Annotated in this window: 25 protein-coding genes, 1 other RNA gene and 1 pseudogene; 19 read left to right on the top strand and 8 right to left on the bottom strand. The window is 68.7% G+C overall.

Features of this window, described 5'->3' with window-relative positions; genetic code table 11:
- Positions 1 to 2 precede the first annotated feature (2 nt).
- On the top strand, positions 3 to 545 hold the full coding sequence (locus AOZ06_RS07390; RefSeq protein WP_054288743.1) for a TetR/AcrR family transcriptional regulator: 543 nt from the start codon (positions 3 to 5) through the stop codon (positions 543 to 545).
- A 144-nt stretch (positions 546 to 689) separates the two neighbouring features.
- Positions 690 to 1,046 (top strand): annotated as a pseudogene (locus AOZ06_RS61945) (FCD domain-containing protein); the annotation flags it as partial.
- Positions 1,047 to 1,149: 103 nt separating this feature from the next.
- On the opposite strand, the gene rnpB reads toward AOZ06_RS61945, so the two are convergent.
- An RNA gene (gene rnpB, locus AOZ06_RS52940) (RNase P RNA component class A) lies at positions 1,150 to 1,537 on the bottom strand.
- A 99-nt stretch (positions 1,538 to 1,636) separates the two neighbouring features.
- Between rnpB and sfnG the strand changes: the two genes are divergently transcribed.
- A complete protein-coding gene (gene sfnG / locus AOZ06_RS07400; RefSeq protein WP_054288745.1) occupies positions 1,637 to 2,734 on the top strand; it encodes a dimethylsulfone monooxygenase SfnG in 1,098 nt (365 codons plus the stop codon).
- 6 nt (positions 2,735 to 2,740) lie between these two features.
- A complete protein-coding gene (ssuE, locus tag AOZ06_RS07405; RefSeq protein WP_054288746.1) occupies positions 2,741 to 3,277 on the top strand; it encodes an NADPH-dependent FMN reductase in 537 nt (178 codons plus the stop codon).
- Here ssuE and AOZ06_RS07410 read toward each other — a convergent pair.
- Both AOZ06_RS07410 and AOZ06_RS07415 read right to left on the bottom strand, forming a co-directional pair.
- Positions 3,264 to 3,998, bottom strand: a complete 735-nt coding sequence (locus AOZ06_RS07410) for a sugar phosphate isomerase/epimerase family protein (protein WP_054288747.1) — start codon at positions 3,996 to 3,998, stop codon at positions 3,264 to 3,266. The genes ssuE and AOZ06_RS07410 overlap by 14 nt on opposite strands.
- 5 nt (positions 3,999 to 4,003) lie before the next feature.
- Positions 4,004 to 4,297: a winged helix-turn-helix transcriptional regulator gene (locus AOZ06_RS07415; protein WP_054288748.1), complete on the bottom strand. Its 294-nt coding sequence runs from the start codon at positions 4,295 to 4,297 to the stop codon at positions 4,004 to 4,006.
- 59 nt (positions 4,298 to 4,356) lie between these two features.
- Here AOZ06_RS07415 and AOZ06_RS07420 point away from each other — a divergent pair, with 59 nt between their 5' ends.
- The 3 genes from AOZ06_RS07420 to AOZ06_RS07430 are packed head-to-tail and all read left to right on the top strand — an operon-like array spanning position 4,357 to position 7,084.
- Positions 4,357 to 4,908 carry an NADPH-dependent F420 reductase gene (locus AOZ06_RS07420; RefSeq protein ID WP_054288749.1) on the top strand — a complete coding sequence of 184 codons (552 nt, stop codon included), beginning with the start codon at positions 4,357 to 4,359 and terminating at the stop codon, positions 4,906 to 4,908.
- A gap of 26 nt (positions 4,909 to 4,934) precedes the next feature.
- On the top strand, positions 4,935 to 5,726 hold the full coding sequence (locus AOZ06_RS07425) for an ArsR/SmtB family transcription factor (RefSeq protein ID WP_054288750.1): 792 nt from the start codon (positions 4,935 to 4,937) through the stop codon (positions 5,724 to 5,726).
- Entirely contained in the window at positions 5,723 to 7,084 is a 1,362-nt protein-coding gene (locus tag AOZ06_RS07430) for an alpha/beta hydrolase family protein (protein ID WP_083471554.1), read from the top strand. The genes AOZ06_RS07425 and AOZ06_RS07430 overlap by 4 nt, the downstream gene beginning before the upstream one ends.
- On the opposite strand, the gene AOZ06_RS07435 is transcribed toward AOZ06_RS07430, so the two are convergent.
- On the bottom strand, positions 7,081 to 8,187 hold the full coding sequence (locus tag AOZ06_RS07435) for a winged helix DNA-binding domain-containing protein (RefSeq protein WP_054288751.1): 1,107 nt from the start codon (positions 8,185 to 8,187) through the stop codon (positions 7,081 to 7,083). The genes AOZ06_RS07430 and AOZ06_RS07435 overlap by 4 nt on opposite strands.
- Before the next feature lie 616 nt (positions 8,188 to 8,803).
- Here AOZ06_RS07435 and AOZ06_RS07440 point away from each other — a divergent pair.
- From AOZ06_RS07440 to AOZ06_RS07475, 8 genes are all read left to right on the top strand, one after another.
- A complete protein-coding gene (locus AOZ06_RS07440; RefSeq protein WP_054288752.1) occupies positions 8,804 to 9,070 on the top strand; it encodes a hypothetical protein in 267 nt (88 codons plus the stop codon).
- 4 nt (positions 9,071 to 9,074) lie between these two features.
- Positions 9,075 to 9,521: a hypothetical protein gene (locus AOZ06_RS07445; RefSeq protein ID WP_054288753.1), complete on the top strand. Its 447-nt coding sequence runs from the start codon at positions 9,075 to 9,077 to the stop codon at positions 9,519 to 9,521.
- Between the two features lie 208 nt (positions 9,522 to 9,729).
- Positions 9,730 to 12,561, top strand: a complete 2,832-nt coding sequence (locus AOZ06_RS07450) for an ATP-binding protein (protein WP_054296484.1) — start codon at positions 9,730 to 9,732, stop codon at positions 12,559 to 12,561.
- Positions 12,558 to 14,570, top strand: coding sequence for a hypothetical protein (locus AOZ06_RS07455; RefSeq protein WP_179950811.1), 2,013 nt, complete (start codon positions 12,558 to 12,560; stop codon positions 14,568 to 14,570). Before AOZ06_RS07450 ends, AOZ06_RS07455 begins: the two co-directional genes overlap by 4 nt.
- A gap of 13 nt (positions 14,571 to 14,583) precedes the next feature.
- Positions 14,584 to 15,234 carry an RAD23 family protein gene (locus AOZ06_RS07460; RefSeq protein WP_054288754.1) on the top strand — a complete coding sequence of 217 codons (651 nt, stop codon included), beginning with the start codon at positions 14,584 to 14,586 and terminating at the stop codon, positions 15,232 to 15,234.
- A gap of 2 nt (positions 15,235 to 15,236) precedes the next feature.
- Positions 15,237 to 16,235: a C40 family peptidase gene (locus AOZ06_RS07465; RefSeq protein ID WP_054288755.1), complete on the top strand. Its 999-nt coding sequence runs from the start codon at positions 15,237 to 15,239 to the stop codon at positions 16,233 to 16,235.
- A 9-nt stretch (positions 16,236 to 16,244) separates the two neighbouring features.
- Positions 16,245 to 16,706: a hypothetical protein gene (locus AOZ06_RS07470; protein ID WP_054288756.1), complete on the top strand. Its 462-nt coding sequence runs from the start codon at positions 16,245 to 16,247 to the stop codon at positions 16,704 to 16,706.
- A complete protein-coding gene (locus AOZ06_RS07475; protein ID WP_054288757.1) occupies positions 16,703 to 16,906 on the top strand; it encodes a hypothetical protein in 204 nt (67 codons plus the stop codon). Before AOZ06_RS07470 ends, AOZ06_RS07475 begins: the two co-directional genes overlap by 4 nt.
- 3 nt (positions 16,907 to 16,909) lie before the next feature.
- On the opposite strand, the gene AOZ06_RS07480 is transcribed toward AOZ06_RS07475, so the two are convergent.
- Positions 16,910 to 18,109 carry an RNA polymerase sigma factor gene (locus AOZ06_RS07480; protein WP_054288758.1) on the bottom strand — a complete coding sequence of 400 codons (1,200 nt, stop codon included), beginning with the start codon at positions 18,107 to 18,109 and terminating at the stop codon, positions 16,910 to 16,912.
- The gene (locus AOZ06_RS07485; RefSeq protein ID WP_054288759.1) at positions 18,106 to 18,441 is read right to left on the bottom strand and encodes a YciI family protein; all 336 of its coding nucleotides are present in this window, start codon (positions 18,439 to 18,441) and stop codon (positions 18,106 to 18,108) included. Before AOZ06_RS07485 ends, AOZ06_RS07480 begins: the two co-directional genes overlap by 4 nt.
- Positions 18,442 to 18,593: 152 nt before the next feature.
- Here AOZ06_RS07485 and AOZ06_RS55965 point away from each other — a divergent pair, with 152 nt between their 5' ends.
- From AOZ06_RS55965 to AOZ06_RS07505, 4 genes are all read left to right on the top strand, one after another.
- Positions 18,594 to 18,740, top strand: a complete 147-nt coding sequence (locus AOZ06_RS55965) for a hypothetical protein (RefSeq protein ID WP_157232885.1) — start codon at positions 18,594 to 18,596, stop codon at positions 18,738 to 18,740.
- Positions 18,741 to 18,818: 78 nt separating this feature from the next.
- Positions 18,819 to 20,234, top strand: coding sequence for an RNB domain-containing ribonuclease (locus tag AOZ06_RS07495; protein ID WP_054288761.1), 1,416 nt, complete (start codon positions 18,819 to 18,821; stop codon positions 20,232 to 20,234).
- A complete protein-coding gene (gene npdG, locus AOZ06_RS07500) occupies positions 20,231 to 20,899 on the top strand; it encodes an NADPH-dependent F420 reductase (RefSeq protein WP_054288762.1) in 669 nt (222 codons plus the stop codon). Before AOZ06_RS07495 ends, npdG begins: the two co-directional genes overlap by 4 nt.
- Complete coding sequence (locus AOZ06_RS07505; protein WP_054288763.1) at positions 20,871 to 21,626, top strand: helical backbone metal receptor; 756 nt, start codon at positions 20,871 to 20,873, stop codon at positions 21,624 to 21,626. The genes npdG and AOZ06_RS07505 overlap by 29 nt, the downstream gene beginning before the upstream one ends.
- Here the strand turns inward: AOZ06_RS07505 and pip are convergent.
- Together pip and panB are read right to left on the bottom strand one after the other, a co-directional pair.
- Complete coding sequence (pip, locus tag AOZ06_RS07510; RefSeq protein WP_054288764.1) at positions 21,608 to 22,564, bottom strand: prolyl aminopeptidase; 957 nt, start codon at positions 22,562 to 22,564, stop codon at positions 21,608 to 21,610. The two genes, AOZ06_RS07505 and pip, sit on opposite strands and share 19 nt — an antisense overlap.
- 66 nt (positions 22,565 to 22,630) lie before the next feature.
- Positions 22,631 to 23,494, bottom strand: coding sequence for a 3-methyl-2-oxobutanoate hydroxymethyltransferase (panB, locus tag AOZ06_RS07515; RefSeq protein ID WP_054288765.1), 864 nt, complete (start codon positions 23,492 to 23,494; stop codon positions 22,631 to 22,633).
- Between the last annotated feature and the right edge of the window lie 15 nt (positions 23,495 to 23,509).

The following is a 23,509-nucleotide window of genomic DNA, read 5'->3' on the forward strand; positions in this document are numbered from 1 at the left end:
ACATGGCACGCAGGTCCGATCTGACCAGGCAGGCGATCCTCGACGCGGCCCGTGAGCGGTTCGCCGCCGACGGGTACGAGCGCGCGACGATCAGGGCGATCGCGGCGGACGCGGGAATCGACCCGGCGATGGTGATGCGGTACTACGGCAACAAGGAGAAGCTCTTCTCCGCCGCGGCCGAGTTCGACCTGCGCCTTCCCGACCTCCTCGGAATCCCGCGCGAGGACATCGGCGCGACCCTCGCGCGGCACGTGATCACCCGGTGGGAGGGCGACGAGACCCTGCTGGCCCTGCTGAGAGCCGGCGTGACCCACGAGTCGGTGGCTGAGCGGATGCGGGCGATCTTCGCGGCCCAGTTGGGGCCGGTCATCTCGACGTTCGATCCCGACCGTGCCGCCATGCGAGCCGGGTTGGTGTCGACCCAGGTCCTCGGCTTCGTGCTGTGCCGGTACGTGCTGAAGTTCCCGCCGGTGGTGGGGATGAGCGTGGACGAGGTCGTGCGGTGGTTGGGGCCGACCCTGCAGCGCTACCTCACGGAAGGGTAACCGGTCTGACCACTCGACCTCTGGCCAACAGGTCCTCACCGTCGATGCGTGGCCTTGAAACGCATCGACCGCCGTTGCGTGCCCGACGAAGTGCTGGACCAGCTGATCGGCGACGTCGTCACCGGGGAACTGGATACGGCGGTGGTGCGCAGCATCCTGGAGACCCGTGCGGCGATGGGTCGTGAAGTCGCGCGCCTGGCAGCGAAACGCGGCGGCCCGGACCTCGCCCGTGCACTGCGCTCCGTGGTCGGCGCCCTCGCCGCAGCGGCCGACAACCCGATCGAGCAGCAACGCCAGGCGCTGGAGTACTGGGATCTGGTCGTCGACGGCGCCGATTCCATCGTCTACAGGTTGATGTTCAACGGATTGCGGACCGCCTGCGAACCAGCGCTGGCCGCACTGTCCACGGTGATGGCGGCGGAAGTCGGCCGTGTCAACGCGTATGTCCGCCTCGCCGACGCGGTAGCGGCCTCGGACGAACAGGAAGCCATGGCGGCGGCGGAGGATCTGCTCGCACCGTGGGGGTCTGGGGGGCTCGGCCCCCAAAATCATTCGGGAGCCGCCCCTGCGAAGGTGCGAAGCACCGAGCAGGGGCCACCCGCGGCGGACGAGTCGGCTGGTAAGCCGGATTCTGTACCTGGGCTTGTGGGCCCTGGTGGCGGCCATCCATCTAGGCCTGCCGTCGCCGACAGGCTCGTGCGGCCTACCCGCAGGCTTGGGCGGGCAGCCCTTGTCGCCTGCGCAGGCGCCCGCGGGCGCCCTCTTGGCCTTGCTCCGGGTGGGGTTTACCTAGCCACCCCGGTCACCCGGGGTGCTGGTGGTCTCTTACACCACCGTTTCACCCTTACCTCGGCCTTGCGGGCCGGGGCGGTCTGTTTTCTGTGGCACTGTCCCGCGAGTTGCCTCGGGTTGCCGTTAGCAACCACCCTGCCCTGTGGAGTCCGGACTTTCCTCGACTCGCTTTCGCTCGCCGCGGCCGCCCTGCCGACTCGTCCTCGGACAGGGTATCTCACGGTTCGGGACTGGTTGCCGGTGTGTTGTCCACGCGGCTTTACTCGGCGACGTCAGACGGTCACCGGCCGGGAGCGATGATGTCCACAAGCGACGAACCGATCAAATTCGCCTACTGGGTCCCCAACGTCAGCGGCGGCCTGGTGACCAGCGATATCGAGCAGCGGACGGACTGGGGTTACGACTACAACCGCGAGCTTGCTGTTCTCGCCGAGAACAACGGGTTCGAGTACGCGTTGAGCCAGGTGCGGTACATCGCCAGTTACGGCGCCGCCTACCAGCACGAGTCGACCAGTTTCAGCCTTGCCTTGTTGCTCGCCACCGAGCGGTTGAAGGTCATCGCCGCTGTTCACCCGGGTTTGTGGCAGCCGGGGGTGCTCGCGAAGCTGCTGGCGACGGCTGATCACCTTTCCGGTGGCCGGGCCGCTGTGAACGTGGTCAGCGGGTGGTTCAAGGACGAGTTCACCAAGCTCGGTGAGCCGTGGCTCGAGCACGACGAGCGGTATCGGCGTTCGGAGGAGTTCATCCGGGTGCTGCGGGAGATCTGGACGAGTGAGCACGCCGAGTTCGCCGGTGACTTCTACCGGCTGCACGACTTCGATTTGAAGCCGAAGCCGCTCAGCGGCCCTGGGCGGCCGCATCCTGAGATCTTCCAGGGCGGGAACTCGTCGGCCGCGCGCCGGATGGCTGGTCGGGTGTCGGATTGGTACTTCAGCAACGGCAAGGATTTCGACGGCGTCACCGAGCAGATCGACGATGTCCGCGCGGCGGCGGAGGGCCGCGCTGTCCGATTCGGTCTCAACGGTTTCCTCATCGCGCGGGACACCGAGAAGGAAGCGCGCGAGACGCTCCGGGAGATCGTCGCGAAGGCCAATGTCGAAGCTGTGCACGGGTTCCGTGACGCCGTCGCGCAGGCCGGTCAGTCCACGGCGGACAGGAAGGGGATGTGGGCTGATTCGTCCTTCGAGGATCTCGTGCAGTACAACGACGGGTTCCGGACGCGGCTGATCGGCACGCCGGAGCAGATCGCGGAGCGGATCGTCGAGTACAAGAAACGCGGCGTGAACCTCCTTCTCCTCGGGTTCCTGCATTACCTGGAGGAGGTCGAGTACTTCGGCAAGCACGTCCTGCCGATCGTGCGCGAGCTGGAAGCGGACCTCACTCCTGTCGGGGTGTGATCGGCCATGGCCACGATTCTGATCGTGTCAGGCAGCCCGTCGCCGCAAGCGCCGACGGCCGTTCTGCTCAGGCGTGTGTCCGTGGTGCTCAACAGCCTTGGGCACGAGGTGCACCAGTTGGCGGTGCGTGACCTGCCGACGGTCGCGCTGCTCAGCGCGGACCTGCTCGACCCGGCTATCCGCAACGCGATGGACTTGGTCGACCGGGCTGACGGCGTGGTTGTCGCCAGTCCGGTGTACCGCGCCGCGTACAGCGGGTTGGTGCAGTCTCTGCTGAACCTGCTCAACAAGACCGCGTTGACGGGCAAGGTTGTGTTGCCGTTGGCCAACGGCGGTACTCAGGGGCATCTCGTCGCGATCGATTACGCGTTGCGGCCGTTGCTGACCGCGCGTGGCGCGACTGACGTCGTGCCGGGGCATTTCGTGCCGGACGCGGAGATCCGCGACGAGGTTTCCGTTTCGGCGTCCGCCGAACTCGACCACGCGGTGCGGCGGTTCGCCAGCGCGGTCGCCGAACGACCGGGGCTCGCTACTGCTTCATGAGGGTGACGAACGCGGCGAGCGACTCCTCGAACGGCGCCGCGTCGGAGTACCACTTCGTTTCGTGTTCCAGCACGATCGGGCCGGTGAAGCCCCGGGCCGCGGCGAGGGTTTCCCTGATCGGGACTGTGCCGGTGCCCGGCACCATCGGCCTGCGGTCGGTGGCCGTCGCCGCGTCCTTGAGCTGTAGTTCGCCGAGCCACGGCAGCAGCGCCTCGGCGGCTTCGGCCGGGGTTTCGCCCGCGCGCCAGGTGTGCATGGCGTCCCAGATCGCGCCGATGCCGCCGGCGCCCGACTGGGCCAGTACGGCGGCGATCTCCGTGCCGCGCAACAGAAGGTCGTGGGTTTCGACGAGCAGGGTGACGCCTTCGGCGATCTCGGCCGCGCGGGCGAGCCGTTGCGCGGCCAGTTCGACCGAGGTTCCCGGTGAGCGGCCGGGGAAGATCCGGATCGCGGGTGCGCCGAGGTCGTGCGCCAGTTCGACGTGGTCGGCCAGGATCGAGATGTCGTCGTCGCACAGCCGGTAGTACGAGGCGAGCGCGGTGATCCCCAGTCCGTCGAGCGCCTGGACGGCGGCGTCGCGCTCGGCCTTGGAGAGGCCCGCGTGCACGGGCTCGTCGGCGGCGCACCGCAACTCGACCAGCTCGATGCCGTACTTGCGCGCCAAGGCGGCGACGTCACGCAGCGGCAGGCCGGGGCATCCGAGCGTCGAGAAACCAAGCATGTCGCTTACCTTACGACCGATACGTCCGGGCCGTGTTCGTGCGCCCACTTGCCCATCGCCTCGATCGGCCCGAGCATGGTCCGGCCGAGTGCGGTGAGTTCGTACGCGGGCCTGACCAGCCCGTAGTCCGTCAGCCGCCGCAGCGTCTCGGTCAGCACTTTGGCGCTGATGCCGCCGATCCGCCTGCGCAGTTCGCTGTGCCGCAGCGGGCCGTCCTTCAGGGCCCAGATCACCACCGCGTTCCACGTGTTGGACACGATGTCGAACGCGAGCCGGGCCGGGCAGTCGGCGATGAGCATGGTTCCAGTGTGCGTCAGGGAACCGTTTGGTAACCAGCTGCCTTTCTAGGGTTCCCGGTATGCGAATCGGAATTCTCGGCGCCGGGAACATGGCGCGTGGCCTTGGCGGACTGTGGACCAGGGCCGGGCACGAGGTGAGGTACAGCAACAGGTCCGGCGCGGGCTCGTTCGCCGGTGCCGCGGCCTTCGGTGATGTCGTTCTGCTGGCCGTTCCGGCTGACGGCGCTGAAGCCGTCCTCAAGACCGTCGACGTCGGCGGCAAGGTGCTGGTCGACTGCACGAACTCGATCGTGCAGGGCGCGTGGACGCTGGCGACCCATCCCTCGATGGCCGAGCGGATCGCCGCGCTGGCGCCCGGCGCGCAGGTGGTCAAGGCGTTCAACCTCTGCCACGAGTCCGTGTGGAAACGGGACGATCCGGCCAAGCTCGTGCCGATCTGCGGTGCCGACCCTGCGGCGTTCGGGACGGTGTCCGCGCTGGTCAGGAGTATCGGCTGTACGCCGGTCAACGCGGGGCCGCTGAGCCGGGCGGTGATCTTGGAGGCCGCGGCGGCGTTCGTGATCGGGATGGCCGTCGGCGGGTTCGATCCGAGGGAGGCCATTGACATGTGACTAAAAGGTCACATAAGGTCTCTCCTGTGACCGAGGACGACGCCAGGGTGTTCAAGGCGCTGGCCGATTCCAGTCGTCGTTTCCTGCTCGACCTGTTGTTCGTCCGGGACGGCCGGACGCTCACGGAACTCGAGTCCGAGCTGGAGATGACGCGGTTCGGCGTGATGAAGCACCTGAAAGTGCTGGAAGAAGCCGGTCTGGTGGTTCCACGCAAGTCGGGACGGGAGAAGTTGCACTTCCTCAACCCCGTCCCGATCCGGCTGATCCACGACCGGTGGATCGACAAGTACACGCTGCAGCAGGTTTCCGCGCTCGCGGACCTGAAGGCCGAATTGGAGAGACCCATGACGACGACCAGGACCGTGCAGGTCAACCGCGTCTACATCAAGGCGTCCGCGCAGACGATCTGGGACGCGATCACCAAGCCGGAGTGGACGGTGAAGTACGGCTACCAGGCGCCGGTCGAGTACGACATGCGCGTCGGCGGCGCTTACCGGGGCCTGGCCAGCGAAGCCATGAAGGAGCAGGGCGCCCCGGACGTCATCATCGACGGCGAGGTGCTTGAGGCGGATCCGCCGCACAAACTCGTGCAGACCTGGCGCATGACGTACACGGGGGAACCCGCGACCACGCTGACGTACGAGCTCGACGAGAAGGAAGGCGGCATCTGCTGCCTGACTGTCACTCACGACGTCACGGACGCGCCGCAGACGGCCGCGCAGACCGGCGGCATGCTGGAGGGGCACGGTGGCGGCTGGGCCGAGATGCTCAGCGACCTGAAGTCGTTGCTGGAGACCGGAAAGTCGATGTACGCATGAGACGCTTGGTGATCGCCGTCGTCGCGGGCATGCTCGCTCTCGCCGTGCCCGCGACGGCGGCCCAGCCGCAGCACCGCAGCCATGCCGGGACGATCGGCGGCGTCAAGTTCCGCGTCGAGGTTCCGTCCAACTGGAACGGTACGCTTCTGCTCTACAGCCACGGGCTCTACACGCAGTTCGGGAGCCCACCGGTCACGATGCTCGCCAACCGTCTCGAAGACGTGCCGAATTGGTTGCTGCGCAACGGGTTCGCATTGGCGGCGTCGGAGTTCGAAGGGTACTACGGCTACACGGTGGAGCCCGCGCTGCGCGACCAGATCGCGTTGCTGGACTGGTTCGGCAGGAACGTCGGCAAGCCGCGCCGCACCATCGCGACCGGCAGTTCGATGGGTGGCGGCATCGCCGCCCTGCTGGCCGAGCGCAATCCCCACCGGTTCGACGGCGTGCTGGGGATGTGCGCCGAGTACGACCCGCAGAGCACGTGGAACACCGGGCTCGACATCGCCTTCGTCGTGAAGACGCTCCTGGCCGGGGACAAGGACATCGACCTGGTGAAGGCACGCGATCCGGATGCCAGCACCGAGGCGCTCCAGCAGGCGGTCGTCGGCGCCGAACAGGACGCCACCGGGCGGGCCCGGATCGCGCTGGCCGCGGCGCTCGGCAACATCCCCGGCTGGTACGACGCGCACGGTCCGCGGCCGGAGGACCCGATCGCCGACCAGGCGGAGTGGATCTACTGGGCGTACATCACCGGGATGGGGCCGAAGGGCGGGCGCGAGGACCTGGAGCGCCGTGCCGGTGGGAACCCGTCCTTCAACATCGGTGTCGACTACAGCCGCCTGCTGGGCAAATCCCACCTGCGTGACGAGGTGCGGCGGGCGTACCGCAAGGCAGGGGCAGACCTGGACGCGGACCTCGCGAAGCTGGCGAAGGCGCCGAGGATCGCACCCGATCCCCAAGCGGTGGCGTACATGTACCGCAACGGCGTCGCGAGTGGGCGGCTGCGGGTGCCGATGGTCACGCTGCACAACGCGCGTGACGGCGGCGCGGTGTCCGATCAGGAGCGCTGGTACGCGGACAAGCTGGACCGTCCCGACCGGATCCGGCAACTGTACGTCGACCGCGGTGGCCACTGTGCGTTCAGCGCGGCCGAGGAACTGACTGCGCTTCGGACACTGCTGGACAAGCTGGACACCGGGCGCTGGCAGGCCACGGACCCGGCGAGGCTCAACTCGGCCGCCGCCGCGTACGGCAGCACGTATCAGAACGTGTTCGACCTGCTCACCATCAGCGACAAGGAGATGCCGCCCGCGTTCATCGACTTCACGCCACCGCGATCACTGCGACCGTCCCATTAGGCATGGCCGCCGACGGTGACCTCGCCGAGTGTCAGATTCGGTGTGGCGCCGATGATCTCGCCGACGCGCTGGGCTTGTTGGTCAAGCTCGGCGCGTCGGCGTTTGTCCAGCTTCACGAGCGCTTCGACCGTGATGTCCACGCGACGGCCGGATTTGCGCTGGTGCCACAGCCCGGCCACGGTGCCGTCGACGATCAGGTACTGGAAGTTCTGCGGCAGTACCCGTTCCTTGGCTTTGCCGGGGTACAGCAGCGACGGCGGCTGGTTGCCCACGCGGTACGCGTAACCGTCGAAATACGGCAGAAGGCGGACGCAGCCAGCGGATTCCGGCACGGCGGTGTCGCCCGGCAGGTTCCACGCGAGCTCACCTTCCACTTCGACCTGCTCCAGATCGGCCGACGCGAACACTTCAGCGGCCCATTTGACCGGTCCGTTCAGCCAGTGTGCGAACCGTTGCGGAGTCGACGGCCCGTACGCCCCTATATAACTGTGTAGAACGTGCCGCAGGGATGGCGCCGCGGGAGCCGGTGCCGCGCCGGGATTGGTGTACGTGACCTTGCGGCCCTTGTTGGCGCCGAAGCACAACACGCCACGGATGGCGGCCAGGTGCGTCACGGTTCGCCAGCGCGGCCAGTAGTCCTGGAACGCGGGCATCACCTTCTCCGCTGCCCACGGCCCGACCAGCGAGGCGAGTGCGTCGGTCAGTTCGTCGACGGTCAGTTCCGTGCCGTGCAACGCTTTGCCGATCGCCGTGATGACTTCCTCGGTCTGCTCGGCGGTCATCCGGACGGTCTCGTCGAACGGGTTGGGGCCGGTCGGCACCGCTGCGAGCGCGCCGAGCCAGAGCGGCAGGTCCGCCTCGGGCAGGAAGTGGACTGTGCCGCGTGGACCGAACGTCTTGACCAGGCCGGGCGCGTTCTGGACGTCGGCGCGGGTGGCGCCGTCGATCCGCAGCGCGATGCCCAGTTCGGCGGCGGACATGACCTGCGCGTGCGTCCCGGCCATCGCCTTGACCACGTCGACCGGCTGGGCGGCCAGCGGTGTGCTCAACCCGTGCCGGGCCAGCCGTCGGGCGCAGACGTCGGCCCATGTGAAGCGGTGCATGGGTTCACGGTAGAGGCCATTGCGGCCAGTTCCTGTCCGCTTGCCCGGGAACTTGGGTGCGGTACGCACTCATGTCGGCGCCGCCCAAACGATCACCTTAAGTGAGAAGTTCGTACGAACTCGAACTCGTATTCATCCAGGGTATAATCGAACACATGTTCGAGTTTGAGATGATCATGCCCGTACGATTGTGAACCCGTCTCACGCAGTGGTCGAATTTCACCTGATCGAGGCGCGGAGGAGCTGTTCAGTCCACTCAGGACAACGGTGACCTGCGCCGGTGTGTGACCGCTGGCTGGGCCGATCGGGGGATTGCCGATCGGCTAGACTGTGCGGCGCTCGTGACTTGCCGCACCAAGTGTGAACACAGGTCGGTCAGCCGGGTGAACTCCACACGATGTTGGGCGAATTGGGTGGTCATTGCATACGAGCGCCTCCCGCCACCCCATCATGGGGGGTGGTCATACGTACACCCCGGCCACCCCCGGCAGGAGGTCGAATCTGGATCTACGGTGCGTTCGCTGCCCACTACACCTCGTGAAGCCGACATGTTCTACTCGATAGGCACAGCGGGACCCGGTTCCGCTTCGCTCGTCGTATTTGGGAGTTCGAGATGATGACGGCCCTGATCACCCTTGCTCAAGACCAGAAGGGCCTGGGCACAGAGGGGGTCCGCGGATGGATCCTCAACAACCTGGTGCCGTTGCTGCTGCTCGCGGTCGCGTTGCTCCTGCTGTGGCTCGGCGGTGGCAAGGGCGACAACGCCGGTGTCATGCGCAGGCTCGGCGGTGTCGTCATCGCACTGGCGATCATCGGCCTGGCGGTGACCACCAGTGCCGGCCAGGACATCGGCGAATGGATCGCCAGCCTGTTCAGGGCCTGATCGCGTGCGGATTCGTACAGACGACGAGGTGTACCGCGTCGACGCGGTGTGGCTCGGGCCGCCGAAGGCCACGTTCCCTTGGCGCGCCCGCTACGTGGCGTGGGGAGTCGGCGTCGCCGTCTTCCTGATCGCGCTGACAGTGGAACGCGCGATGGGCATCGGCTTCGGCTTCTTCAGCACAGCGTGGGCGCTGGTCGCCACCGTCCTGCTGACCCGTTTCATCTGCTCCCGCATCAGCCACGAGCGGCCGTTGGGCGCCGTACTGGCGATGTGGAGCCGCGAACTCACAGCACCCCGTGAGACGAACACGGGAATGGGTGGTGCGGTCAGCGCCACCCGGGTAAGGGTGAACGCTCACCGGCCGCGGCCGAAGGTGCGCAAGCGCGGTCGCGGCAACGAACGCAGGCGGGAGGTCAGCGGTGTTCGCACGCCGACGCAAGCCCGGGTCTGACCCGGCCGAGCGGGTTCAGGCGAGGCAGCCGCACCCGTTCGACCAAGCAGTGCCGTACCACCAGCAGGCACAGCCGCCTGCGATCCGCCAGCAACCGCAGCCACCGGCCAGGCAACAACAGCAACAGCGTCAGGCGTTGCCACCGGCCCCCGGCTACGAGCCGCCCCAGCCGCGCCACCGGCACAGGGCCGGCGGGCAGAACAACTTCATGCCGCCACCACCGGCCACCAAGGCCGGGCGCAAGGCTCAGGCCAAGGCAGCGGCGAAACGCAACAAGCGGCTGCCCGGCGAGCAGGGGATCCCGAGCTACACGCCGGAGATCGCGGCCCGCAGCATCGACGGCCACCTGCTGCGCACGGGGACAGACGTGTACGCCTGGTACCGGCTGGCGCCGCAGCGCTGGTCGTTCCGCAGCGACTCGCAGCGCCAGGACCTGATCGCGGCCATCGCGGGCCAGTACGCCGAGCTGCACGGCCGGTGGCTGCACCTGCGCGTGACCGCCCGGCCGTATCCCATCCGGATGTGGGCCGAGGCGCACGTGCACAACGCTGTCGGCCGGTTGCCGGACGTTCCCGGCGCGCTGTCGTTCGACGACTACCTCGTGGGCGAACAGCAGCAGCTGATGGGCCGGTCGATGGCCGAGAAGGAGGTCTACCTCGGCGTCCAGGTGCAGACGCGCAACATAGTGGACAGGGCGGTCGAACGGGCCGCCCCATTGCTGCGCAAGATCTTCCCCGACGCGGTCGACGCCGAACTGGTCGCGCTGGACAGCGAGGTCGAGCACCTCGACCAGGTGATGAGCTCCGCTGGACTGGAGGGCCGCCCGGTCACGGCCGAGGAGATGTCGTGGCTGATGCACCGCTCGTGCTCGCTCGGCCTGCCCGCGCCGCGCAACCTGCCCGCCGTGCCCGGCGCGGCGTGGGAGCCGGAAGACCTGGCCAGCTTCACCGACGCGGCTGACTTCCACCAGGACCCGTACTCCCCGACGGTGACTGTGCGCGGCCGGACCGGTTCGAACGCCGGGGTGAACCGGCACGTGGCAGTGCTGACCGTCGGGCTGATGCACGGCTTGCAGATCCCCGAGATCGACGACCCCTGGGTGCAGCGCTCGGATCGCCTGCCCGCGACGGTCGAGTGGTCCGCGCGGATCTACGTCCGGCGGCCCGAGGAGGTCCAGGGCGAGCTGGCCAGGCAGATGAACAAGGTCCGCTCCCAGGTCAAGCACTACACGGACGAGCACGGCCTCGAGCCGCCGCAGTCGCTGGCCCGCCAGGCGGGCCGCGTGCTGGAGATCGACGACGAGATGACCAGCGGCTTCACCGCGCTGGGCACCCGCGTGCGCTCGTGGTGGCGGCTGGCGGTGTCCGGGCCGACCGAGCGTGACGCGTTGCGCCTGGCCCAGCAGCTGCTGGACCTGTACAAGCCGAAGATCGCGATCGAGCACCCCGAAGCGCAGTACGCGATGGCCCGCGAGTTCATCCCCGGCGAGCCGCTGGCCTCCGCGGCCTACCTGCGGCGCGGGTCGGTGATGTGGGCGGCCTCGTCCGTGCCGACGGCCACGGCCGAAGTCGGTGACCGGCGGGGGATCCTGCTCGGTGAGACGTGCACCGCGACCCGGCGCCCGGTGGCGTGGGACCCGTGGATGGCGCAGGAGTTGCGTGACTCCTCCGGTCTGACCGCGATGGTCGCCGGTCTCGGTGGCGGCAAGTCGTTCCTCGGCGGCGGGGTCGTCTACAAGACGCTGCGCTCCGGCGCCTACTGGACAGTGCTCGACCCGTCCGGCCCGCTGGCCAGGCTGTGCGAACTGCCCGAACTGCGGCCGTACGCCCGCCCGATCAACCTGCTCAACGCGCAACCGGGAATCCTCAACCCGTACCGCGTGGTCGCCGAGCCGATGATCGAGCACTTCATGGACGAGGAAGACCCGGAACGCGCGTGGCGAAGGGAGAAGGCCCTCGCCGCGGCGACTCGCCGGCGGCTCGTGCTCGACGTGCTCACCGGGTTGCTGCCGTACGAGGTCGCCCGGTTGCCGCAGACCAGGATCGTGCTGCTGCGCGCGGTCCGGACGATCGGTGGCCGGTTCGACGCCCACCCGGGCATGGTTTTCGAGGCGCTGCGGCGTGACGCGAGCGAACACCACGAACACGCTGTGGTCGTCGCGGACTTCCTCGACGAGATGCGTGAGCGCATGTCGCTGCTCATCCCGGAAGAGGACGCGGACCCGTACAACGAGACGCGTGACGACCGGCTGACCGTGCTGACGATGGCGGGCCTGACGCTGCCGAAGGACGGCGTGGGCCGTGAGCACTGGACCGACGCCGAGGCACTCGGTGTCGAGATGCTCAACCTGGCGGCGTGGCTGACGCAGCGGTCGATCTACGAGCGCCCCAAGGACTTGCGCAAAGGCGTCTGGATCGACGAGGCGTTCTTCCTGTCCGAGGTGCCGACAGGCCGGGTGCTGATGAACAGGTTCGCGCGTGACTCCCGCAAGTGGAACGTGCGCGTGCTGCTGTCCAGCCAGATCCCGGCGGACTTCCTGCGGATCCAGGGTTTCGTGTCGCTGCTGGACTCGGTGTTCGTCGGCAGGCTCGACGACGACGCCGCGCAGGCGGATGCCCTGCGGTTGCTGAAGGTGCCGATCGGCGCGGGCTACGAGCAGGTCGTGGCGAGCCTCGGCCGTCGTCCCGCGCAACGCACCGAGCTGGAGAAGGACCGCGCCCCGCGTCAGTTCATCTTCGCGGACGGCACGGGCGGCGTGGAACGCATCCGCGCCGACTTCTCCGGGCCGCACATGGATCACTTCCGCACGGCCATGGACACGACGCCGGACGCCCTGCGCGACCCGGCCCGCGCCGCGGACGCCGCGCAGCAGCACGCACCGGAACCCGAGCCCGCACACCAGCCGCCCGTGCAGTTCTCCGACGCTGACGAGGAGTTCGAACTGGAAGCGGACCTCGAACTGGGCCTTGCCGAAGAACCGGTTGAGCAACCGGTCGGGGGTGGGGCACCGAAGAAGCCGGGCCAGGAAGACGCCGCATGATGACATGGGTCGTGGTGGTCCTCGGCGTCGCGCTGCTCGTGGCAGCGCGTCGCCGGCGCAGACGTACCTGGCCGCTTCCGGAACGCGGGCGGCGCAAGGCTTTCCTGACCGTCGCCACGATCCTCGGTCTCCAGCTCGTCGTGTTCGCCCCGGCAGCCATCGCGCAGACCTGTGACAACGCCCCCAACCCCGAACGGCCCACCGCGGGCATGGTCGCGGCGCTCGACGCACCCCGCCCCACCCACGGCACACCCGGCTCCACGTACAACACGTTCGGCTACGCCGGTCAGGTCTGGCACGTCTACGACGAGAGCTGCGGCATCGTGGGCAAAGCCATCACCGACCCGGACGCCACGATCGGCAACTGGATGGGAAACCAGCTGTTCGACGTGGGCAAGAACTTCGTCGCCGCCACCAACGGCGTGCACTACGCGCTGGCTTACGACGAGCTGATGGGCCCGCTCGACAAGGCCATCGACGGCGCGACGAAGTTGTTCTACGACAACATCTACGTGAAGTGGTTCGGGCTGGCCGCGGTGATCCTCGCGGTGCTGCTGTTCCGCTACATCTGGCGTGGTGACCTGGCGGCGGTGTCCCGGCGCGGGTTGTGGGCGCTGGCCGCGATGTGGGTCGCCACGTCGTTCATCATCGTCGGTCCCCTGTACAAGGAAGTGGAAGAACGCTTCCTGTCCAAGACGACGCAGATCCAAGCGGGCTTCCTGGCCGACAACGCGCCGGAGTCCGACCTGCACGCGTTGCCCGAGGCGTTGCACGACCGCGTCGTCTACCGGAACTGGGTGCGTGGCGTCTTCGGCAGCGAGGAGGCGCCGGAGGCCAAGCAGTTCGCCAAGGACCTGCTCGGCGCGCAGGCGTGGACCAAGACCGACTCGACCGACACCGTCGACGACGCCGCCCTGCAGGCGAAGAAGGCGAAGTACAAGGAGATCGCCACCAAGCTCGGCCCGACGAAGGGCAACTTCGCCGGTACCGACGGCAGCCGCACCGGCTCCGGTTTCCTCGCACTGTTCCAGGGCATCGTGTACTCGCTGTTCCAGCTGTTCGCCAAGCTGGGCATCCTGCTGGCGCAGGTGCTGCTGCGGATCTTCCTGCTGGCGACGCCGCTGATCGGCCTGATCGCGATCCTGTACCACGACCTGCTGCGCAAGGTCGCCCGCGCGGCCGCCGCGGTCGTGCTGAACGTGCTGGTGCTCGCCGCGCTCGCCGGAATGCACGTCCTGCTGCTGAACGCGATCTTCAACGCGGGCGACAGCCTGCCGACGATCGCGATGATGGCGTTGGCCGCGTTGATCACAGTGATCTTCTTCGTCATAGGCAGACCTGTGCGCAGAATGTGGCAGATGGTCGAGCTTTCCGTCGGTGCGGTCGGCGGAGCCATGCCGTCCGCCGGGCCGGGTGTGTTCTCCCGGTTCCGCCGCAAGGGCGAGCAGCGCACCCCGCAGGACGAGTTCTGGGACAACGTGCGCGACACCGACCACGACGACGAGCCCATGGTCCGGCGCGACGGCCGCCGTCCGCGCCCGGAGGCGGCGAACCCGGTGGCCGCGAGCGCGGAACGCATGGACCGCAACACTCCGACGGGCTCCGGCCGGACCGCGATCGGCGGTTCGACGGCTGCCGTGTTCGGCGCCATCGGCGACGACCGCGGACTGCCACCGGCGCGCGGCCCGGCGGGCGCGTTGCCGCCCGCGCAGGCAAGCAGCCGGATCGTCGACACGGCACCGGTGGCCAACCGCGAGTGGGACCGGTCCGACGACGCGGTGGTCGTCCCGTCCCGGGTCATCGCGCCGCGGCAACGTGACGAAGTCGCGGTGTACGAACCACCTCCGGTCGTCGCACCGAGGCCGGCGGAGACCGAGATGGTCGCGGGCCGGCCGGTGCACGTGATCTACCGGCCGTCGCGCGGTCTGGAAGTGCGTGACAACACACCGCCACGAAGGCCGCTACCCATGCATGACGGACCACGCGATACCGATGCGTACATAAGGTGAGAGGAGGCGACTTATGCCCATCCGGACCAATCGGGGCCGCGCGGCGGTCTACCGCAAGCTGTGGGGATGGCCGCTCCGATCGCCGAGGCACCTCGTCGTCGCGGGGCTGTTCCTCCTGGCGATCATCCTGTTCATCGCGTACATCGTGCCGAGGCTGACCGGCGGTTCGCAGTCCGCGCAGCCACCCGCCACGACCACGTCGTCGAAGCCCGGCTCGACGCCGAGGTCGCCGACACCGACCCAGGGGGCGCCCGGCGTGGTCCCCCCGGCGGCGCAGGGCGGCAGCCAGCCGTCGCAGACGCTGACCGAGACGCGGCAACCGGTGTCGGAGAACAAGACACCGGCCAAGGCCGACCCGTCCGCGCTCGACGCCGCGTTGAAGTGGGCGGAGGCGTTCACCAACCACCCGGACAACGTCAAGCCGGAGGACTGGCTCAACCAGTTGAAGGCGTACACCACCGACGAGTACTTCGGTGCCACGTTGTCCAAAGTGGACCCGAAGTCGGTCGCGCAGAGCAGGGTCCGCGGCGGCCCGGTGCCGACCGCGGACTCGTACACCAGCTCGGTGACCGTGGACATCCCGACGGACGTGAAGAAGTTGCGTCTCACCCTCGTCAAGACCGATGACGGCTGGCGCGTCAACGAACACACCGAGGTGGATTAGCCATGCGGCTGGCGGTGTTCCTCAGCATCGCCGCGGTGCTGGTGCTCGCGGTAGTCATGACACTGGCAGCGGTCACATCCGTAGTCTCGACCACGCAGAACACCCAGAACGTGAGCCTGGCCAGCTGCAACGCCTCGATCGGCCCGATCACGGCCGCGGGCTCGGGCGGGCAGATGGACGCGAGCAAGCTCAACGACGAGCAGCGCGGCAACGTCGCGCGGATCATCGCGATCGGCAAGGACCGCAAGCTGCCGCCGCTGGCGTGGCAGGTCGCCATCCAGGCGGGGATGACCGAGTCCGGGCTGCGCAGCCTGAACTACGGCGACCGGGACTCGCTCGGCATCTTCCAGATGCGGCCGTCCATGGGCTGGGGATCCCCGGCCCAGGTCACCGATCCGACGTACGCGATCAACAAGTTCTACGACGTGCTGGAGAAGGTCCCGAACTGGAAGGACCAGCGGCCGGGCGACTCGGCGCAGGACGTGGAGCGCTCCGCGTTCCCGGACCGCTACCACCGCTGGGAAGCGATGGCGTCCCACCTGATCGGCGCCGCTGGTGACGTCGTCGACCCGACCGGCTGCGGCGAAGGCACGGGGAACCTGATGCCGGCCGCGTCCGGCGGCGCGGCGAAGGCCATCGAGTTCGCGCTCGCCCAGCAGGGCAAGCCGTACCTGTGGGGCGCGGCGCTCACGCGACAGGACGCGTACGACTGCTCGAGCCTGATGAACCAGGCATACCGGTCGGCGGGAATCATCCTTCCGAGGGTTTCCAAGGACCAGTACAAGGCGGGCGCACACCTGCCGGTCGAGCAGGCGCAGCCCGGTGACCTGCTGTTCTGGGCGTGGGACACGGGCAACCCCGTCACGATTCACCACGTGGCGATGTACCTGGGAGATGGGAAAATCGTCGAGGCCCAGCAGACCGGGGTGCCGGTGCACATCCGGCCGGTGAGCTTCACCGAGCGTGGGCTGGTGCGCCAAGCCGTGCGGCCGGGAGTTTGAGGAGAGGCCATGTATCCGGAACAACCGCCCATTCCAAGATCGGGCACGCCGCTGCGCGACTACCTGGGCAGCGGTCCGCTGCCCGCGGTGGTCGACGGGTACGTGGTGCTGCCGAGATCGCTCGCCGAAGGCATGCCGCTGGTGTGGCAGCAGCAGATGGCGCACCTGCTGGCGGAGTTCCACCAGGCCTTCGGCCACCTGTCGTGGCCGGTGTACCGCGTGGTGCCGTCCCGCTACGAGGTGATCGCGGACCTGGACGAGGAGCAGCTGGCGGAGGTCGGGTGCATAGTGGAGATCGACGCGGACGGTGAACTGGTCTACCGGGAGCGCAACGGCAGGAGGATCGCCGACCCCGAGCACACGAAGGTGCTCGTCTCCTGCCTCGACCCGATCCCGCGGGAACACGCCGCGGACCTCCAGGACACCCCACCGCGAGGTTTCCCGGCACAGGAGAACTGGAGCACCCGATGACCGCGGACTCGAACCCGGACCCAGGCTGGTACTACTGCACGAAGCACAACCGGGTGGAACACGGCCAGATCTGCCGCGCCGCCGATCTGCTCGGCCCGTACCCGGACAAGGCCACGGCGGAGAAAGCCCTGCAGATCGCGGCCGACCGCACGAAGGCGGCCGACGAGGCCGACCGCCGTTGGAGCGGCGAGGACGACTGACTGTCAGGTTTCGGTGAGCCGGGCTGTCAGGAACCGCCGTTCGGCCTCGGTGGGGGCCAGTGCCAGCGCTTCCCGGTAGGCGGTTTGGGCGTCGGCGGTTCGGCCGAGGCTGCGCAGGAACTCGGCCCGGGTGGCCGGGAGCAGGTGGTAGTTCGCCAGCTTCTGGCTGTCCCGCAGGCCGTCCAGAATGGCCAGTCCCGCGTGTGGACCGTCCACTTCGGCCACCGCGACCGCCCGGTTGAGCTCGACCACCGGTGACGGGTCCAGCAGCCCGTACAGCCGCACGATGCGCCGCCAGTCGGTGTCCTCGGCGCGTGCCGCGGTGGCGTGGCACGCGGCGATCGCGGCCTGGACCTGGTACGGCCCCAGCCGGTTGTGCTCGACCGCCCGGTTGAGCGTCGTGACGCCCTCGTCGATCTGCTCGTGGTCCCACTTCGCGCGGTCCTGGTCGGCCAGGGTGATCAGTTCTCCGCCGTCCTGCCGGGCGGCGCGGCGGGAGTCGTGCAGCAGCATCAGCGCGAGCAGGCCCAGCGGCTCCGGTTCGCCGGGCATCAGCTCGGCCAGCACCCGGGCCAGCCGGATCGCTTCGTGGCTGAGGTTCTCCCGTCCCGAATAGCCTTCGTTGAACAGCAGGTACAGCACGCCGAGCACGCCCGCGGTGCGTTCCGCGAGCAGGTGCCGCGGCGGAACGCGGTACGGGATGCGGGCCGCGCGGATCTTGCGTTTGGCCCGGACCAGGCGTTGGGCCATGGTGGGTTCGCCGACCAGGAAGGCGTCCGCGATCCGCGGTGTGGTCAGCCCGGTGAGGGTGCGCAGCGTCAGCGCCACCTGCGCCTCCAGCGGCAGTGCCGGGTGGCAGCAGGTGAACATCAGCCGCAGCCGGTCGTCGGGCACGACGTCCGGGTCCTCGGTTCGCGGTTCGGCCGGGTGCTCCACGGTGGCGAGTTCACGCAGCCGGTTGGCTTCGGCGCCGGTCCGCCGGATCCGGTCCAGCGCGGCGTTGCGGGCCGTGGTGGTCAGCCACGCGCCGGGCCGGTCCGGGACGCCGTCCAGTGGCCAGCGCGCCGCCGCGCGGGTGAACGCCTCCTGTGCGCATTCCTCGGCCAGGTCCCAGTCACCGATGACCCGGATCAGCGTGGCGACGACCTTCCCCCACTCGGTGCGGAAGGCCGTCGCCAGTGCTGCCGGCACCGGGCCGGTCACTGCCAAACCGGTCGCACCTCGATCGCGCCGAACTTCGCCGCCGGGTGCATGGCCGCCAGTTCGATCGCCTCGGCCATGTCCCGGCACTCCAGGATGTCGTAGCCGGCGATCCGCTCCTTGGTCTCGGCGAACGGGCCGTCGGACACCAGCTGCCGGCCGTCGCGGACACGGACGGTCATCGACTCGCTCGCGGGACGGAGCAGCGTCCGGCCGCGGCTCGCCCCTTTCGCGTCCAGGTCCCGCATCCACCGGTCGAACTCCGGCTGGGCGCCGGTCTCCCGCGGGCCGGGCGGTTCGGCCCGGTCGTCGCAGATCAACAGCATGTACCGCATCGTTGCTCCTCTTCGGTCACACCCACACGACGCGGCCGTCGAACTGGATCGACACATTCTCACGAAGTTTTTTCCGCCGCGGTGTCGATTGGCAGCGCCGGGTGCGTCGTCAGGTCGGAACCGACCACTCGACGACTCCCGAGGAGCCCACCATGGTGATCTGGCACGCCACCCAGCAGCCCGCCAGCCGCACGACCGAACAGCAGCTGGGGCAACTGGCCGCCCGCTGGACGCGACTGTTCCGGCGGGCCCCTCGCTCGGCACGCGGTCCGCGGCCGTCAGCCCGTGGCAGCGAATGATGTCCGCGCGGCGGCCGAATCGGATTCAAGTCGTCTTAACTACTCACGGGTCGGCCCGAGTGTGGTTAAGGTGCCGTCATGGACACGACGGACGGCGCCGCGCTCGACTTCGCCGGTGTCCGTGCCGAGTTCGACCTGCCGACCCAGTTCCCGCCCGCCGCGCTGGCCGAGGCGGAGCTGGCCGTCACCGATCGGGATCACCTGGTCGGCGCCCGCGAAGACGCGACCGGCCTGCCGTTGGTCACGATCGACCCGCCCGGTTCCAAGGACCTTGACCAGGCGCTCTACGTCGAACAGCGGCCGGACGGCTTCAGGCTGCACTACGCCATCGCCGACCTCGGCACCTTCGTCCAGCCCGGCGGCGCGTTGGATGTCGAGGTACGGCAGCGCGGCCAGACCATCTACCTCCCGGACGGCAACGTGCCGCTGCACCCGCCGATCCTGTCGGAAGGGGCGGCCAGTCTGCTGCCGGGACAGGTGCGGCCGTCCGCGTTGTGGACCATCGACTTGGACAAAGACGGCGAACCGACGAACATCCGTGTCCGCCGTGCGCTGGTGAAGTCCATAGCCCAGTTCGACTACGACAGCGTGCAAGCGACCATCGACGCGGGGAACCCGCACCCGTCCGTAGCCGCGTTGCCCGCGTTGGGGCGGCTGAGGAGAGAGCACGCGGTACGGCGTGGCGCGGTCGAACTCCAACTGCCTGAACAAGAGGTGGTGACGAACGGCAACGGCAGGTGGACGCTGACTCTGCGCCCGCGTAACAACGTTGACGCGTGGAACGCCGAGATGTCTCTGCTCACGGGTATGAGTGCGGCGAGCCTCATGGTCCAGGCCGGTATCGGTGTGTTGAGGACCCTGCCGGAGCCGGACGAGGGAGCCGTCGAGTGGTTGCGGCGTTCGGCTCGTTCGCTCGGCATCGAGTGGCCACGGACGGACACCGTTTCGGTGATGCTCGCTGGGCTGGATCCGCGTAGCCCCGAGTCGCTCGCGTTGTACATGGACGCCACGCGGTTGCTGCGCGGAGCGGGGTACACGGCGTTCGACGGCAGCTTGCCCGAGTTGACCACACACGCCGGGCTGGGTGCTGCGTACGCGCACGTCACGGCGCCGCTGCGGCGTCTGGTGGATCGATTCGGCGCCGAGATCTGCCTCGCGGTGTCCGCCGACCAGCCGGTGCCGGACTGGGTTCGCGCGAGCCTGCCGGAGCTGCCCAAGCTGATGGGGAGCTCGGACTCGTTGGCGAGCAAGGTCGACCGGGCGTGTCTCGACCAGGCCGAGGCGTGGGTGCTGGCCGGCCGGGCCGGGCACGAGTTCGACGCGGTCGTGCTGCGCGCGGAGGCCAATTCGGCCGAGGTGTTTCTCACAGATCCGCCGGTCATCGCCAAGTGCGCTGGTGAGGGCCTTTCGGAAGGCGGGCGGATCCGCGTGCGGCTGCTGGCCGCGGATACCGTTAAACGCAAGGTGTCTTTCGAAAAAGTGGAGATGCAGTGACCGACGTTGCACAACTCACGGTCGGCGTGTTCGGCGGGACCGGGCCGCAGGGGCGTGGCCTCGCCCTGCGCTGGGCCAAGGCCGGACTCAAGGTGATCATCGGTTCGCGCAAGCAGGAGCGCGCCGAGGAAACCGCCGCCGAGCTGCGGACGCTAGCGGGCGTCGAGCACATCACCGGCCAGGACAACCTGGAGACCGCCCGGCAGGCCGACGTCGTACTCGTCGCCGTGCCGTGGGAGGGCCACAAACCGCTGCTGGAGTCCCTCCGGGAGGCGCTGGCAGGCAAGATCGTGATCGACTGCGTGAACCCGCTCGGCTTCGACAAGCAGGGCCCGTTCGCGCTGCCGGTCGAGGAAGGCAGCGCCGCCCAGCAAGCGCTCGCCCTGTTGCCGGAGTCCCGCGTGACCGCCGCGTTCCACCACGTGTCCGCGGTGTCGCTCGAGGACCTGTCGGTGTCCGAGATGGACAGTGACGTGCTCGTCCTCGGTGACGACCGCGAAGCGACGGACGTCGTGCGCGCGCTGGCCGAGACGATCCCGGGGTTCCGCGGCATCTACGGCGGACGGCTGCGCAACGCCCACCAGGTCGAGGCGTTCACCGCCAACCTGATCGCCATCAACCGCCGCTACAAGGCCCATGCCGGTATCCGGATCACCGACGTTTGACGACCTCGGCGAACCCGTGCCGGTCACGTCACCGGCACGGGTCGTCAGCCTGGTCCCGTCGCTGACCGAGGCCATCGAGGTCAGCGCGCCCGGCATGGTCGCGGGCGCCACGGACTACTGCACGCACCCGCAGGACCTCGACGTCCCCAGGGTCGGCGGCTCGAAGTACCCGGACGTCGAAGCCGTGCTCGACCTCCAGCCGGACCTGGTGGTCGCCAACGCCGAGGAGAACCGGCCGCAGGACGTCGAACGGCTGCGGGCCAACGGCGTCGCGGTGTGGGTCACGTCAGCGGCCGCGAACGTCCCCGACGGGCTCGGTTCGGTGCGGCGCCTGCTCACCCAGGGCCTGGGCCTGACCGAGCCGCAATGGCTGGTGGAGGCCGAGAACCTCTGGTCGCACACGGTTCCGGTGCATTCCATGGCGATCATCCCGGTGTGGCGACGGCCGTGGGTGGTGATCGGCAGGGACACGTTCGCCGGTGACGTGCTGCTGCGGCTCGGCGTGGCCAACGTGTACGCCGAGCACGAGGAGCGGTACCCCCGCCCGAAGCTGGACGAGTTGCAGGCGCAGGACGCGGACCTGGTGGTGCTGCCGGACGAGCCGTACCTGTTCACCGACACCGACGGGCCGGAGGCGTTCCCGGGCAAGAGTTACAAGCTGGTCAACGGCAGGCACTTGACCTGGTGCGGCCCGTCGCTTGTGGACGCTCACACCTCGTTGCGCTGAGCGAACCTGTCGGTCGCGGCGAGCAGCTGCTGGGCGATGCCGGGGTCGGCGACCGCGTGCCCGGCCGAGTTGAGCACGTGCCCCTCGCACTCGGGCCACGACGTGGCCAGCTCGTACGCGGTGATCATCGGCGTGACGATGTCGTAGCGCCCGTTGACGACCACGCCGGGGATGCCTGCCAGCTTGCCGACGTCCCTGAGCAGCTGGCCTTCCGCCAGCCAGCCCTTGTTGACGAAGTAGTGCAACGCGATCCGGGCGAAAGCGACCGCGAACTTCTCCTCGCCGTAGGAGGTCACCATGCTGGTCTGGGTGGACGCGGTCGCGCCTTCCCAGGTGCTCCACGCGACCGCGGCCCGCCGGCTCAGCTCGGGGTCGTCGCCGAACACCAGCCGGTGGTACGCGGTCAGCGCGTCCTCGCCCTCGGGCACGAACTCGGTGAACTTCGCCCACGCGTCCGGGAAGATGTGCCCGGCGCCGCCGCCGTACAGCCAGTCCAGTTCGGACTGTCGCAGCGTGAACACGCCCCGCAGGATCATCCCGCTGACGCGTGAGGGGTGCGTCTGCCCGTACGCCAGCGCGAGCGTCACGCCCCACGAGCCACCGAACAGCAGCCACTTGTCGATGCCGAGGTGCGCACGCAGCTTCTCCATGTCGCCGACCAGGTGCCAGGTGGTGTTGGTGGCCAGGTCGTGCTCGGGTGAGCTCACGTGCGGCGTGCTCTTGCCGGATCCCCGCTGGTCGAACAGGACGATCCGGTAGGCCGCGGGGTCGAAGTGCTGCCGTTGCTTCGGATTGGTCCCCGAGCCGGGGCCGCCGTGCAGGACGACCGCCGGGATGCCGTCCGGGTTGCCACTGACTTCCCAGTACACCTGGTGGCCGTCGCCGACATCGAGCATGCCGGAGTCGTACGGGAGGATGTCCGGGTAGAACACGCGCATGCCACCCAGTCTCTCGTGAGTGTTTCGGCCGGTTTGAACCGGCCGAAACACTCACGAGGGGGTTGCTCAGTGGAACGTGTGCTCGGGGCCGGGGAACTGCCGGTCCTTGACCTCCGCGGCGAACTGCTGCACGGCGCCGGACAGGACCCCGGCCATGTCGGCGTAGCGCTTGACGAACCGCGGCGCCTTCCCGGTCCGCAGCCCGGCCATGTCCTGCCAGACGAGGACCTGCGCGTCGCAGTCCGGGCCGGCGCCGATGCCGATCGTGGGAATCCGCAGCTCGTGCGTGACCCGCTTGGCGGCCTCGCCGGGCACCATTTCCATCACCACGGCGAACGCCCCCGCGTTCTGCAGCGCGAGCGCGTCCGTGACCAGGACGTCGGCGGCGTCGCCACGGCCCTGCACGCGATAACCACCGAGGTTGTGTTCACTCTGCGGAGTGAAACCGATGTGTCCCATCACGGGCACACCGGCCGACGTCAGCGCTTCGACGTGCGGGGCGAAGTGGGCTCCGCCCTCCAGTTTCACGGCGTGCGCGCGGCCTTCCTTCATGAACCGGACCGCCGTTTCCAGCGCCTGCGCCGGTGAGACCTGGTACGAGCCGAACGGCAGGTCGGCAACGACCAGTGCCCGCCTGGCCGAGCGCGTCACGGCGCGGACCAGCGGAACGAGTTCGTCGACCGTCACAGGCAATGACGTGTCGTAGCCGTACACGTTGTTGGACGCCGAATCACCGACGAGCAGGACCGGGATACCGGCCTCGTCGAACAGCGCGGCCGTGTACATGTCGTACGCGGTCAGCATGGGCCACGGCTCGCCGCGGTCTTTCATTTCCTGCAGGTGATGGATCCGCACGCGCTTCGGTGTCGCCGCGGCAGTGCTTGCACCCTGGGCACCTGATCCGTATGGGGATGTGAGCTCAGAAGACATCGTCGTCCACCGTCC

This window comes from Kibdelosporangium phytohabitans (assembly GCF_001302585.1).
Classification (GTDB): domain Bacteria; phylum Actinomycetota; class Actinomycetes; order Mycobacteriales; family Pseudonocardiaceae; genus Kibdelosporangium; species Kibdelosporangium phytohabitans.

Excerpts from the sequence above, each read along its gene's own strand:
- AOZ06_RS07505 (WP_054288763.1), top strand. The coding sequence starts at position 20,871 with ATGCCGGTATCCGGATCACCGACGTTTGACGACCTCGGCGAACCCGTG.
- AOZ06_RS55965 (WP_157232885.1), top strand. The coding sequence starts at position 18,594 with ATGGTGATCTGGCACGCCACCCAGCAGCCCGCCAGCCGCACGACCGAA.
- ssuE (WP_054288746.1), top strand. The coding sequence starts at position 2,741 with ATGGCCACGATTCTGATCGTGTCAGGCAGCCCGTCGCCGCAAGCGCCG.
- AOZ06_RS07420 (WP_054288749.1), top strand. The coding sequence starts at position 4,357 with ATGCGAATCGGAATTCTCGGCGCCGGGAACATGGCGCGTGGCCTTGGC.
- AOZ06_RS07450 (WP_054296484.1), top strand. The coding sequence starts at position 9,730 with ATGCCGCCACCACCGGCCACCAAGGCCGGGCGCAAGGCTCAGGCCAAG.
- pip (WP_054288764.1), bottom strand. The coding sequence starts at position 22,564 with ATGCGCGTGTTCTACCCGGACATCCTCCCGTACGACTCCGGCATGCTC.
- AOZ06_RS07470 (WP_054288756.1), top strand. The coding sequence starts at position 16,245 with ATGTATCCGGAACAACCGCCCATTCCAAGATCGGGCACGCCGCTGCGC.
- AOZ06_RS07415 (WP_054288748.1), bottom strand. The coding sequence starts at position 4,297 with ATGCTCATCGCCGACTGCCCGGCCCGGCTCGCGTTCGACATCGTGTCC.
- AOZ06_RS07485 (WP_054288759.1), bottom strand. The coding sequence starts at position 18,441 with ATGCGGTACATGCTGTTGATCTGCGACGACCGGGCCGAACCGCCCGGC.
- AOZ06_RS07430 (WP_083471554.1), top strand. The coding sequence starts at position 5,723 with ATGAGACGCTTGGTGATCGCCGTCGTCGCGGGCATGCTCGCTCTCGCC.
- sfnG (WP_054288745.1), top strand. The coding sequence starts at position 1,637 with ATGTCCACAAGCGACGAACCGATCAAATTCGCCTACTGGGTCCCCAAC.
- AOZ06_RS07410 (WP_054288747.1), bottom strand. The coding sequence starts at position 3,998 with ATGCTTGGTTTCTCGACGCTCGGATGCCCCGGCCTGCCGCTGCGTGAC.
- AOZ06_RS07440 (WP_054288752.1), top strand. The coding sequence starts at position 8,804 with ATGACGGCCCTGATCACCCTTGCTCAAGACCAGAAGGGCCTGGGCACA.
- AOZ06_RS07460 (WP_054288754.1), top strand. The coding sequence starts at position 14,584 with ATGCCCATCCGGACCAATCGGGGCCGCGCGGCGGTCTACCGCAAGCTG.
- AOZ06_RS07495 (WP_054288761.1), top strand. The coding sequence starts at position 18,819 with ATGGACACGACGGACGGCGCCGCGCTCGACTTCGCCGGTGTCCGTGCC.
- AOZ06_RS07390 (WP_054288743.1), top strand. The coding sequence starts at position 3 with ATGGCACGCAGGTCCGATCTGACCAGGCAGGCGATCCTCGACGCGGCC.
- AOZ06_RS07455 (WP_179950811.1), top strand. The coding sequence starts at position 12,558 with ATGATGACATGGGTCGTGGTGGTCCTCGGCGTCGCGCTGCTCGTGGCA.
- panB (WP_054288765.1), bottom strand. The coding sequence starts at position 23,494 with ATGTCTTCTGAGCTCACATCCCCATACGGATCAGGTGCCCAGGGTGCA.
- AOZ06_RS07435 (WP_054288751.1), bottom strand. The coding sequence starts at position 8,187 with ATGCACCGCTTCACATGGGCCGACGTCTGCGCCCGACGGCTGGCCCGG.
- AOZ06_RS07475 (WP_054288757.1), top strand. The coding sequence starts at position 16,703 with ATGACCGCGGACTCGAACCCGGACCCAGGCTGGTACTACTGCACGAAG.
- AOZ06_RS07465 (WP_054288755.1), top strand. The coding sequence starts at position 15,237 with ATGCGGCTGGCGGTGTTCCTCAGCATCGCCGCGGTGCTGGTGCTCGCG.